This window comes from Streptomyces tibetensis, from assembly GCF_040647715.1.
Classification (GTDB): Bacteria; Actinomycetota; Actinomycetes; order Streptomycetales; family Streptomycetaceae; genus Streptomyces; species Streptomyces tibetensis_A.
In genome coordinates, this window is the sequence record NZ_JBEZCR010000007.1 from 342,295 (window position 1) to 354,255 (window position 11,961).

Consider the following 11,961-nt stretch of genomic DNA (forward strand, 5'->3'; position numbering starts at 1 on the left):
GCGGGCTGGGTCTCCCGGATTGCCCCTGACCAGCCCGGCCCGTTCTTCCTGGGCCGCCCTTCCCAGCCGTCCCCTGAGAAGCACCTGTGCGTTTCTCAGGGAAATCACAGGCTGGTGAAAGCGTGTTCTCAGAGGCCCTCGACATCGTGTTCACATGACCACGACCTCGCCCCAAGGGCGCACCGAACTGCTCAGGCCGGACGGGAGCCCCGTCCGCGTGCTCGTGGTGGACGACGAGCTGTCGATCACGGAGCTGCTGTCCATGGCCCTGCGCTACGAGGGGTGGCAGATCCGCAGTGCCGGTGACGGCACGGGTGCGATCCGGACCGCCCGTGACTTCCGGCCCGACGCCGTCGTCCTCGACATGATGCTGCCCGACATGGACGGGCTGGCCGTCCTCGGGCGGCTGCGGCGCGAACTGCCGGACGTGCCCGTGCTGTTCCTGACCGCCAAGGACGCCGTCGAGGACCGGATCGCCGGGCTGACGGCCGGCGGGGACGACTACGTCACCAAGCCGTTCAGCCTCGAGGAGGTCGTCGCGCGGCTGCGCGGGCTGATACGCCGCTCCGGTGCCGCCGACCGGCGCCCGGACTCCACGCTGGTCGTCGGCGCCCTCACCCTCGACGAGGACAGCCACGAGGTGACCCGGGCCGGGGACAACATCCATCTCACCGCCACCGAGTTCGAGCTGCTGCGGTTCCTGATGCGCAATCCGCGCCGGGTGCTCAGCAAGGCGCAGATCCTCGACCGCGTGTGGTCGTACGACTTCGGTGGCCAGGCCAACGTCGTCGAGCTGTACATCTCCTACCTGCGGCGGAAGATCGACGCCGGGCGCGAGCCGATGATCCACACGCGGCGCGGTGCCGGTTACCTGATCAAGCCCGCGGCGTCGTGAGCGGACGGCGGCGGCTGCGGAGCCAGGGGGAGGGACAGGGACGGCTACGTCGGCCGCGCACGTTGCGGACCCGACTCGTGGTCTCCGCCCTGGCGCTGATCGCCGTCGTGTGTGCCGTCATCGGGACGGTGACGACGATCGCGATGCACTCCCGCCTGTACGAGCAACTGGACAGCACGCTCAGCGGGGTGGTGGGTCGTGCCGCTGGCGCCGGCCCCGAGCTGCCCGACGGGACACAGCCCAGGCCCAAGCCGACGGGGCAGCCGGACAAGGGGGTACCCAAGGTCCCCGACCTCTCCGACTTCGTCACGCAGGGGCCGCAGCAGATGATCGGCACCATCGCCGCGAAGGTCCGGGGCGGCGCGATCACCGAGGGCATGGTCAGCAAGCCCACCAAGGACGACAACGACGTCACGCAGGCCGCACCGTACACGCTGAGCAAGACGCAGAGGGACGAGCTGAACGCCGTCGCCAAGGACGGCAAGGCGCACACGGTCACCCTCTCCGGGCTGGGCGAGTACCGCGCGGAATACCGCAAGGGGGCCAACGGCGCCTACTACGTCGCGCTGCCCACCACCGACGTCACCGACACCCTCAACACTCTCGTCCTGGTCGAGATCAGTGTCACCGCTGCCGGCCTCGTCGCCGCCGGCATCGCCGGTACGGTCATCGTCGGCGTGGCCACCCGCCCCCTCCGCCGGGTCGCCGCCACCGCCACCCGGGTCTCCGAACTTCCCCTGCACACCGGCGAGGTGAACCTCAGCGAGCGGGTGCCCGATTCCGAGACCGACCCGCACACCGAGGTCGGCCGGGTCGGTGCCGCGCTCAACCGGATGCTCGACCACGTCCACGGCGCCCTGCACGCACGGCAGCAGAGCGAGACGCGGGTCCGGCAGTTCGTCGCCGACGCCAGTCACGAGCTGCGCACCCCCCTCGCCTCCATCCGCGGCTACGCCGAACTGACCCGACGCGGGCGCGAGGACGTCGGGCCGGACACCCGGCACGCGCTCGGGCGGATCGAGTCCGAGGCCGGGCGCATGACGCTGCTCGTCGAGGATCTGCTGCTGCTCGCCCGGCTCGACGCGGGCCGGCCCCTGCAGTTCGAGCAGACCGACCTCGTCCCGCTCGTCGTGGACACCATCAGCGACGCCCGTGCCGCCGGCCAGGACCACACCTGGCGCCTCGACCTGCCCGACGAGCCCGCGCTCGTGTCGGCGGACGCGGCCCGGCTGCAACAGGTCCTCGTCAACCTGCTCGGCAACGCGCGCAGCCACACGCCACCCGGTACGACCGTCACCGCCCGCGTCCAGCGGCGCGGACCCTGGCTGTGCGTGGACGTCGAGGACGACGGGCAGGGCATCCCGGCCGAGTTGCTGCCGCACGTCTTCGAACGGTTCGCGCGCGGCGACTCCGCGCGCTCCCGCACCCACGGCTCGACCGGCCTGGGCCTGGCCATCGTGCAGGCCGTGGCGAGTGCGCACGGCGGTGCCGTGACCGTCGACAGCGTGCCCGGGCGGACCGTCTTCACGCTGCACCTGCCCGCGCTCCCGGCACAGGCACAGCCGGACATGAGCCGGCAACAGCACTCACAGGCACGCCACAGCGTCACCACATGGGCACAACAGGGCGCCTGACGAAAGTCGGTTCCATGCGAACCGACTCTTCTCCCGGCACCCTGCCGGCGCGGGAGCACCTCCCGGCCGCACCAGCCGGTACGCCTGTCCTGGACGTAGTGATCCCCGTCTACAACGAGGAGAAGGACCTCCAGCCGTGCGTCCGCAGACTGCACGAGCACCTCGACCGGACGTTCCCGTACGCGTTCCGCATCACGATCGCGGACAACGCTTCCACGGACACCACCCCGCAGGTGGCCGGACGGCTGGCGGCGGAGATCCCCGAGGTCACCACCTTCCGTCTGGAGCAGAAGGGGCGCGGCCGGGCCCTGCGGGCCGTCTGGTCGGCCTCCGACGCCCCGGTCCTCGCCTACATGGACGTGGACCTGTCCACCGACCTCAACGCCCTGCTCCCCCTGGTGGCGCCGCTGATCTCCGGCCACTCGGACCTCGCGATCGGCTCCCGGCTGGCCCGCAGTTCGCGGGTGGTGCGCGGCCCCAAGCGGGAGTTCATCAGCCGGGCCTACAACCTCATCCTGCGCGGCTCGCTCCAGGCACGGTTCTCGGACGCCCAGTGCGGCTTCAAGGCGATCCGCCGGGACGTGGCACAGGTGCTGCTGCCGCTCGTCGAGGACACCGGCTGGTTCTTCGACACCGAGATGCTGGTGCTCGCCGAGCGGGCGGGGCTCAGGATCCACGAGGTGCCGGTCGACTGGGTCGACGACCCCGACTCGACCGTGCACATCGTCCGGACCGCGACCGACGACCTCAAGGGCGTGTGGCGGGTCGGCAGGGCCCTGGCCACCGGCTCGCTGCCGCTGGACCGGATCGCCCGGCCGTTCGGCGACGACCCGCGCGACCGCGACCTCGAGGACGTGCCCAAGGGGCTCGCCCGCCAGCTGGTCGGATTCTGCGTGGTCGGCGGCCTGTCCACCCTCTTCTACCTGCTGCTGTACAGCGGCTTCCGGGCCGTCACCGGCTCCCAGATCGCCAACGCCCTCGCCCTGCTGGTCTCGGCGGTCGCCAACACCGCGGCCAACCGGCGGCTCACCTTCGGGGTGCGCGGGCGCGGCGGGGCCGTACGGCACCAGGCGCAGGGCCTGGTCGTCTTCGGGATCGGACTCGCCCTGACCAGTGGCTCGCTCGCGGCGCTGAACGCGGCGACCTCCGAGCCCGCGCACTCCACCGAACTGGCCGTTCTCATCGCGGCCAACCTCGCGGCGACCGTGCTGCGCTTCCTGCTCTTCCGGGCGTGGGTGTTCCCCGACCGGCGCGAGGACGACCCGAGGTCCGTCGCCTCGTACGGCACCGGTCCCGGGTTCGCCGACGACACCCGCGCCACCGTGCGGGCCACCACCCCGTTCCGCGCCGGTGACGCCGCGGACTCCTGGCGGGACACCACCGTGCAGTTGCTGCCGGTGCGCCCGCACGACACCGACGCGAGGGACTTGCGATGACCGTCCACTTCGACCAGCAGATCACCGGCGCGGGCACGGGTCCCGACACCCGGGCCGGGGCACCCGCGCCGCATACCGGTGCCCCGGCCCGGCCCCTCCCGCAACGGTTGTGGCGCGGCCGCCCCGAGGACCCCCGCTGGGCCCGTCCGGCCTTCCTCGCCCTGCTGCTGGCGACGGCCGTGCTCTACCTGTACGACCTGAGCGCCTCCGGCTACGCCAACTCCTTCTACTCCGCGGCCGTGCAGGCAGGCAGCCAGTCCTGGAAGGCGTTCTTCTTCGGCTCGCTCGACGCGGCGAACGCCATCACCGTCGACAAGCCCCCGGCCGCCCTGTGGCCCATGGCCCTGTCCGTGCGGCTCTTCGGGCTCAGCTCCTGGGCGATCCTCGCACCGGAAGTCCTCATGGGCGTCGGCACGGTGGCCGTCGTGTACGCGGCCGTGCGCCGCCGGTTCGGCCCCGCGGCCGGTCTGATCGCGGGTGGCGTGCTCGCGCTCACCCCCGTCGCGGCGCTGATGTTCCGCTTCAACAACCCCGACGCGATGCTGGCGCTGCTGATGGCGGCGGCCTGCTACCTCGTGATCCGCGCCCTGGAGGACGGCCGCACCAAGTGGCTGCTGTGGGCCGGTGCCGCGGTCGGCTTCGCCTTCCTCGCCAAGACGCTCCAGGCCTTCCTGATCCTGCCGCCGCTCGCCCTCGTGTACGGCGTCTGCGCACCCGTGACGGTGAAGAAGCGGATCGGGCAGCTCGCCGCGGCCCTGGCCGCGATCGTCGTCTCGGGTGGCTGGTGGGTCGCGATCGTCGAGCTGTGGCCGGCGTCCTCCCGCCCGTACATCGGCGGTTCGCAGAACAACAGCTTCCTTGAACTGACCTTCGGCTACAACGGCCTGGGCCGCCTCAACGGCGACGAGACCGGCAGTGTCGGAGGCGGCGGTGGCGGCGGGAACGCCGGCGGCAACTGGGGCGAGACCGGCTGGGACCGGCTGTTCAGCTCCTCCATCGGCGGCCAGATCTCCTGGCTGATCCCGGCCGCGCTGATCCTGCTCGTGGCGGGGCTGGTGGCCACCCGCAAGGCGAAGCGCACGTCGGTGACCCGCGGTTCGTTCCTCGTCTGGGGCGGCGCGCTGCTCACCACCATGCTGGTCTTCAGCTACATGCAGGGCATCTTCCACGAGTACTACACGGTGGCCCTCGCCCCTTACATCGCCCCCCTGGTCGGGATGGGCGCGGCGCTGCTCTGGGAGAAGCGCGACAGGGCGTGGGCCTCGCTGGCCCTGGCCGCCGCGACGACGGCGACCGCGGCCTGGGGGTACGTCCTGCTCAACCGCTCCTCCGACTACCTGCCCTGGCTCAAGTGGCTCGTCCTGGTCGGCGGCCTGACGGCGGCCCTCGGCCTGATCTTCGCGGGTCGGCTCGGGCGCCGACTCGCCCTGGGGGCAGCTGGGCTGGGCCTCGTCGCCGCGCTGGCCGGTCCGGCGGCGTACACCCTCACCACCGTGAACCAGGGGCACACCGGCTCGATCGTCACGGCGGGTCCGGCGGTCGCGGGCGGCCGCGGCGGCCCGGGCGGTGGCGGCGGTCAGGGCGGTGGCTTCCCCGGTGGCGGCGGCTTCCCGGGTGGAGCCCGGAATCAGCAGGGCCAGAACCAGCAGAACGGCAACGGCAACACTCAGGGGCAGCAGGGCAACGGCTTCCCCGGCGGCGGGTTCCCGGGCGGCGGCCAGGGCGGGCAGAGCCAGCAGGGCCAGAACCGGCAGAACGGCGACGGCGGCCGCATGGGCGGAGGTGGCATCGGCGGTCTGCTCAACGGCGCCGGCGTCAGCTCCGAGGCCAAGAAGCTGCTGGAGACCGACGCCGACCGGTACACCTGGGCCGCGGCGGCCATCGGTGCCCAGAACGCGGCGAGTTACCAGCTCGCCACCGGCGACCCGGTGATGGCCGTCGGCGGCTTCAACGGCACCGACCCGTCCCCGACCCTGGCCCAGTTCAAGCAGTACGTGGCGGACGGAAAGATCCACTACTTCATCGCCTCGGGCGGCATGGGCGGCGGCCCGGGCGGCAGCGGCGAGGGCACGTCCTCCCAGATCACCACCTGGGTCGAGGCCAACTTCAAGAAGGTCACCGTCGGTTCGAGCACCTTCTACGACCTCACCCAGAAGGCGAGCGGCTGACACGTCCCCGACGGGATCGGAGGGCGGTGGCCGAAAGCCACCGCCCTTCGCCGTCTCCGCCGAAACTCCGTTGTACGCCGTATAGGGACTGTTCTACGGTGTACAGCATGACGACGTCCCCCCAGGAAAAGGCCCCTTCGATCCCCACGCACGGCGGCCACCCCCAGCGCTGGCTGATCCTCGGTGTCATCTGCCTCGCGCAGCTCACCGTGCTGCTCGACAACACGATCCTCAACGTGGCCATCCCCTCGCTCACCCGCGAGATGGACGCCTCGACCGCCGACGTCCAGTGGATGATGAACGCCTACTCCCTGGTGCAGTCCGGCCTGCTCCTCACCGCCGGCAACTCCGCCGACCGCTACGGCCGCAAGCTGATGCTGATGTCGGGCCTCGCGATCTTCGGCGTGGGGTCGCTGGCGGCGGGGCTGTCCCAGAGCCCCGCCCAGTTGATCGCGGCCCGTGCCGGCATGGGCGTCGGCGGCGCGCTGCTGATGACCACGACCCTCGCGGTCGTCGTGCAGATCTTCGACGACCAGGAGCGCGTGAAGGCCATCGCGCTGTGGTCGACGGTCAGTTCGCTCGGCTTCGCGGCCGGGCCGCTGATCGGCGGTGTGATGCTGAACCACTTCTGGTGGGGCGCGATCTTCCTCATCAACATCCCGATCGCGGTGCTGGGCCTGGTCGCGGTCGCCGCGCTGGTGCCGGAGTCGAAGCACAAGGCCGGTGACCGGCCCGACCTGCTCGGCGCGGTGCTGTCGACGATCGGCATGACGGCCGTGGTGTACGCGATCATCACCGGGCCCGAGCACGGCTGGACCTCCGCGCAGGTGCTGGTCTCGGCGCTGGTCGGCCTGGCCGTGCTCGGCCTGTTCGTGCTGTGGGAGCTGCGGACCGAGCACCCGATGCTCGACATGCACTTCTTCCGCAACCAGAAGTTCGTCGGCGCGGTCGCGGGCGCGATCCTCGTGGCGTTCGGCATGACGGGATCGCTGTTCCTGCTCACGCAGCACCTGCAGTTCGTCCTCGGGTACGAGCCGCTGGACGCCGGGCTGCGGACGGCGCCGCTGGCGCTGACGGTCGTCGCGCTCAACTTCACGGGGGTCGGGGCGAAGCTGGTGCTGAAGGCCGGCACGCCGGTGGCCATCGCGCTCGGCATGACCCTGGTGTCCGCGGGGCTGGCGGCGATCGCCCTGCTCGGTGGGCACGGGTACGGCGGAATGCTGCTCGGCCTGGTCCTGATGGGCGCGGGTGTGGCGCTGTCCATGCCGGCCATGGCCAACGCGATCATGGGCGCGATTCCGCCGGAGAAGGCGGGGGTTGGAGCGGGGATCAACGGAACACTCGCCGAGTTCGGCAACGGGCTGGGTGTCGCGGTGCTCGGTGCGGTGCTCAACTCGCGGTTCGCGTCGCTGGTCGCCGTCTCGGCGGCGTCGTTGCCGGCGGCGTTGGCTTCCGCCGACTCGGCCGAGGAGAAGGCGCGTATCTCCGACGCGTTCGCCTCCGGACTGGAGACCAGCCAGCTGGTCGGGGCAGTCGCTGTGCTGGCAGGCGGGTTGGTCGCGGCGGCGTTGCTTCGGCGGGCCGAGCGGGCAGAGTCCGCCTAGGAGCTCGGGGCCCGTGGTTGTCGTGCGGGTGCGGGTCCGCTGTGGACGTTCGCGCAGTTCCCCGCGCCCCTGAAGCGGCGCGTCTAGCATGAGCGGCGTTGAAAGATCGAGGAAGGTGCGCCATGGCGAAGTCGGCCGAGAAGGCTGCCCGGTCCAGCGTCTGGCTGGAGGGCAAGGCGCACCGGCGGCGCGGTGGCGGGCAGCCCTCGGGGCTGGACCGGGGGCGCATCGTCGACGTCACCGTCCGGTTGCTGGACGCCGAGGGACTGGCCAAGTTCTCCATGCGGCGCCTCGCCGGCGAGCTGAGCGTCACCGCGATGTCCGTCTACTGGTACGTCGACACCAAGGACGACCTGCTCGAACTCGCCCTCGACCAGGTCATGGGCGAGATGCGGCTGCCCGATCCGGACGCCGGTGAGGACTGGCGCGACCAGGTGCGGGCGCTCGCCCGGGAGTACCGGACGCTGCTGGTGCGGCACCCGTGGGTGTCCGCTCTGGTCGGGGTCTTCCTCAACATCGGCCCGCACAACCTGGCGTTCTCCCGGGTCGTCCAGCAAGTCGTACGCAGGACCGGGCTGCCCGCGAAGCGCCTGACGAGCACGATCTCGGCCGTCTTCCAGTTCGTCTACGGCTACGGCACCCTGGAGGGCCATCTCGCTTCCAGGGCCGCGGCCGGCGGTGTGAGCGTGGACGAGTACTTCCAGCAGGCCCTGAGCGCGGTGACCGCCGCCCCGCAGGCCGCCGACGTCCTGCGGGAGTCCCGGGAGATCATGGCGGCGCGCGGCGGTGACACGGTCGCCGAGATGCTGGAGCGGGACTTCGAGTTCGCGCTGGAGCTGCTGATCGCGGGCATCGAGGCGATGGTCGCCCGGGAGAGCGGCACTCCCGGGGACTAGTCCCCTTCCACCAGTCGCGCAGGGAACCCGCCGGTCGCCACCGGGCCCCACCGCTCCGGGGTGATCCGGATGATCGACTTGCCCTGCTTGACCATGGCCGCGCGGTACTCGTCCCAGTCGGGGTGCTCACCGGCGATGTTCCGGTAGTACTCCACGAGCGGTTCGACGGAGTCGGGGGAGTCGACGACCTCGGCCGTGCCGTCGATCTGGACCCAGGGGCCGTCCCAGTCGTTGCTGAGCACGAGCAGGCTCACGCGGGGGTCCCGCTTGGCGTTGCGGGTCTTGGCGCGCTCCGGGTAGGTGGAGACCACGATCCGGCCGGAGTCGTCGACGCCGCAGGTCAACGGGGAGCCCTGAGGGCTGCCGTCGGCCCGCCGGGTCAGCAGGATCGCGTGGTGCCGGGGGCGTACGAAGTCGAGCAGCTCGTCCAGGGACACGCGGGTGTTCGTCGCGATGTTCGGTGCCATGTGCGGCAGCCTACGACGCCAGCGCCTCGGCGAGGTTGTCGTACACGGGCACGTCCCGGCGCATGCCGGTCAACTCCAGGACCCGGCTCGTGATCCCCTCGGGCCGGGCCACCAGACGCACGGCGGCCCCGGGGCGCAGCCCTTGCCGCACGTCGTTGATGAGGCGGATGCCCTGGGAGTCCATGAAGGAGGTCGTGGTCAGGTCGAGGACGAGGACTTCCAGCCGGTCGCCACGGGCCCGGGCCGCGGACAGGACGAGCGGCAGCAGCTCCGACGCGTTACAGAAGTCGATCTCGGCGGGCATGGCGAGGTGGACGCGGCAGGGGAGGTCGCGCGGTTCTGTGGGATTCGTGAAGGGGGTCACGGCTCACCTGGCAGACGTTCGTCCGGATTCCGGTAAGGCCGCTTCCTGACCCGGAGGCCATTCCACCATGCGGGGGGCGGGTGGTGGAAGCTCGCGGGGGCGCCGTCGGCCGGGCGTCACCCGGAGGCAACCGAGCAGTTAGAGTGCTGTCCGTCCTGTGCTCGCAGTCGGGAATGTGCTGCGGAGCTCTCCTGCGCACGGCCATGGTCGTGCATGCCGAAGAGGTTCGTGGTGGCTGCGTCCGAGTTTCCTGATTTGCCCCGTTTTCCGGCCGGCGTCGAGCTGGCCGAGGCTCTCACGGTGGCTTCTCAGCAACTGCACGAGACCCTCACACCCCACAGCACACTGCGCACGGCCGTCCGGCTGGCCGTGCACCTCATGCCGGGCGCCGAGCACGCGGGCATCTCCGTCATCGAGCGCGGCAACAAGCTCCGCACGCTGGCCTGGACCGACGAGGTCGTGCGCTCCGCCGAGGCCCGGCACACCGGCGGTGAACAGCACGGGCTGTGGGACCAGTTGTGGAACAACCCGACCGCACGGATAACGGACAGCGAGGCCGACGACGGCTGGGACGTGCTGGCGGCCCTGGGACTGCGCTCGGCGCTGTCGCTGCGGCTGCGCGCCGACCGCCGCCGACTGACCGTGCTCACGGCCTACGCGCGCAAACCGGGCGTCTTCGACGAGGAGGCCACGCGCGTCGGCCGGCTGTTCAGCGCGCACGTCAGCATCGCCCTGGACTCCGCCACCGTGCGCGAGCAGCTCACCGAGGCCATGCACACCCGCGACCTGATCGGCCAGGCCACCGGCATCCTCATGGAACGCCAGGGCATCGACGCGGCCGCGGCCTTCGAGAGCCTGGTGCGGGCCTCCCAGCGGGAGAACGTGAAACTGCGCGACCTCGCCCGCCGGATCGTGGGCGGCAACACCCCCTGACGTGACGTGGATTACGTCAGGGGCGTGTTCGGGTGAGGACGGGATACCCGTACGGCCATGAGCTCCGAGACGTCCGACACGCTGGACCAGGCGATGGTGCGCAGCAGCGGGCTCGACACCCTGCTGCGCGATCTGACCGACCGCGCGGTGCAGGACGTGCCCGGCGCCGACGCGTGCAGCATCACCGTGCGCCGCGCCGGCCGGCTGCTCACCCTCGCCGGCAGTGACGGCATGCCGAGCGGCCTGGACCTGCGCCAGTACGAGAACGGTTCGGGGCCCTGCGTCGACGCGGCCGAGACCGGCGAGGAGCAGTACGCGCCGGATCTCGCCGAGGAGTCCCGCTGGCCCGCGTACACGGAGTACGCGTTGTCCGAGGGCGTGCGCTGTGTGCTGGCGGTGCCGGTCGTCGTCGAGAGCGAGAAGGGCGCCGCGCTCAACTTCTACGGAGTGCGGGCCGGGGCCCTGGACCCGGGCCGGGACGCGGCCCGTGCCTTCGCGACCCGGGCCGCGGACGCCATCGACGTGGCGCTGCGCATCGAGCGCCGGCAGCAGTCGGCGGCCGACGTGCGCACCGCGCTGCTCTCCCGCAGCGTCATCGACCAGGCGATCGGCATCCTGATGGCCCGGGAGCGCGTGGACGCGCGGAGCGCGCTGGAACGGCTGCGCCGGGCCTCGCAGGACCGGAACGTCAAACTCCGTGACCTGTGCGGCCAGTTGGTGGCGCGGGTGTCCACCCCGGACTCACGCCGCCGGAAGTGACTCGCCCTGCACGGCCTGGATGTTGAGCTCCACCTTCAGCGTCGTGCCGATGGCGGCGATGCCGGCCTGCAGGACCTGGTTGTAGTTCATCGCGAAGTCCTCGCGGTGCAGTTCGGTCGTCGCGCGGAACGCCGCGCGGGTACCGCCCCACGGGTCCGGGCCCGTGCCGAGGTAGGCCAGATCGAGATCCACGGGCCGCACGACACCGTGCATGCCCAGTTCCCCATGCACGGTCCATCGGTCGGACCCGCTCGCCGTCAGCCCCGTCGACCGGAAGGTGATCTCGGGGAAGCGCTCGACGTCCAGGAAGTCCGGCGACTTCAGGTGCCCGTCGCGCATGCCGTTGCCGGTGTCGATCGACGCGGCCCGGATCACCGCCTCCACCCGCGACTTGGTGACGTCGTCCGGGGCGATCTCGATCGCGCCGGAGAACTCGGTGAACCGGCCGTGCACGCTGGAGATGCCCAGATGCTGGGCCACGGCGGCCACACTGGAGTGCACCGGGTCGACGGTCCACGGCCCGGGCGGCGGCAGCTCGGTGCCGCCCTGCCGGGCCAGCGTCACCGTCCCGACCTCGGCCCGCCCGCTCGCCGTGACGATCACGCTGGAGGCCGCGGGCGCGTATCCCACAGCCGTGACGATGACGGTGTAAGCCCCCGCCTCCATCGGCGTCGTGTCCCGCACGGCGCCCTCCGCGTCGGCCTCGGCCCGCAGCACCTGCGCGCCGGTCATGTCCGCCACCGTGACGACCGCGTGCGACACGGCCCATCCATCGCGGGTACGGATCCTCGCGGTCAGTCCCATC

At 71.6% G+C, this 11,961-nt stretch carries 11 protein-coding genes; 8 read left to right on the top strand and 3 right to left on the bottom strand.

Annotated features, from left to right (window positions below):
- Positions 1-154 precede the first annotated feature (154 nt).
- The 6 genes from AB0B29_RS20995 (at position 155) to AB0B29_RS21020 (ending at position 8,633) form a co-directional block, all read left to right on the top strand.
- On the top strand, positions 155-895 hold the full coding sequence (locus AB0B29_RS20995) for a response regulator transcription factor (RefSeq protein ID WP_362241759.1): 741 nt from the start codon (positions 155-157) through the stop codon (positions 893-895).
- Positions 892-2,529 (top strand): sensor histidine kinase, encoded by a 1,638-nt coding sequence (locus AB0B29_RS21000; RefSeq protein WP_362241762.1) that lies wholly within the window; start codon positions 892-894, stop codon positions 2,527-2,529. The genes AB0B29_RS20995 and AB0B29_RS21000 overlap by 4 nt, the downstream gene beginning before the upstream one ends.
- A gap of 14 nt (positions 2,530-2,543) precedes the next feature.
- Positions 2,544-3,965, top strand: coding sequence for a bifunctional glycosyltransferase family 2/GtrA family protein (locus tag AB0B29_RS21005; protein ID WP_362241765.1), 1,422 nt, complete (start codon positions 2,544-2,546; stop codon positions 3,963-3,965).
- Positions 3,962-6,133 carry an ArnT family glycosyltransferase gene (locus AB0B29_RS21010; protein ID WP_362241768.1) on the top strand — a complete coding sequence of 724 codons (2,172 nt, stop codon included), beginning with the start codon at positions 3,962-3,964 and terminating at the stop codon, positions 6,131-6,133. Before AB0B29_RS21005 ends, AB0B29_RS21010 begins: the two co-directional genes overlap by 4 nt.
- Positions 6,134-6,240: 107 nt before the next feature.
- The gene (locus AB0B29_RS21015) at positions 6,241-7,737 is read left to right on the top strand and encodes an MFS transporter (protein ID WP_362241771.1); all 1,497 of its coding nucleotides are present in this window, start codon (positions 6,241-6,243) and stop codon (positions 7,735-7,737) included.
- A gap of 122 nt (positions 7,738-7,859) precedes the next feature.
- Entirely contained in the window at positions 7,860-8,633 is a 774-nt protein-coding gene (locus tag AB0B29_RS21020) for a TetR/AcrR family transcriptional regulator (RefSeq protein WP_362241774.1), read from the top strand.
- Here the strand turns inward: AB0B29_RS21020 and AB0B29_RS21025 are convergent.
- Positions 8,630-9,100 (bottom strand): PPOX class F420-dependent oxidoreductase, encoded by a 471-nt coding sequence (locus AB0B29_RS21025; protein ID WP_362241777.1) that lies wholly within the window; start codon positions 9,098-9,100, stop codon positions 8,630-8,632. The genes AB0B29_RS21020 and AB0B29_RS21025 overlap by 4 nt on opposite strands.
- Positions 9,101-9,110: 10 nt before the next feature.
- The gene (locus AB0B29_RS21030) at positions 9,111-9,404 is read right to left on the bottom strand and encodes an STAS domain-containing protein (RefSeq protein ID WP_362242020.1); all 294 of its coding nucleotides are present in this window, start codon (positions 9,402-9,404) and stop codon (positions 9,111-9,113) included.
- Between the two features lie 273 nt (positions 9,405-9,677).
- Between AB0B29_RS21030 and AB0B29_RS21035 the strand changes: the two genes are divergently transcribed.
- Together AB0B29_RS21035 and AB0B29_RS21040 are read left to right on the top strand one after the other, a co-directional pair.
- Entirely contained in the window at positions 9,678-10,397 is a 720-nt protein-coding gene (locus AB0B29_RS21035; RefSeq protein WP_362241780.1) for a GAF and ANTAR domain-containing protein, read from the top strand.
- 57 nt (positions 10,398-10,454) lie between these two features.
- Positions 10,455-11,156 (top strand): GAF and ANTAR domain-containing protein, encoded by a 702-nt coding sequence (locus tag AB0B29_RS21040; RefSeq protein WP_362241783.1) that lies wholly within the window; start codon positions 10,455-10,457, stop codon positions 11,154-11,156.
- Here the strand turns inward: AB0B29_RS21040 and AB0B29_RS21045 are convergent.
- Positions 11,139-11,960, bottom strand: coding sequence for a YceI family protein (locus AB0B29_RS21045; RefSeq protein WP_362241786.1), 822 nt, complete (start codon positions 11,958-11,960; stop codon positions 11,139-11,141). The genes AB0B29_RS21040 and AB0B29_RS21045 overlap by 18 nt on opposite strands.
- Position 11,961: the final 1 nt, after the last annotated feature.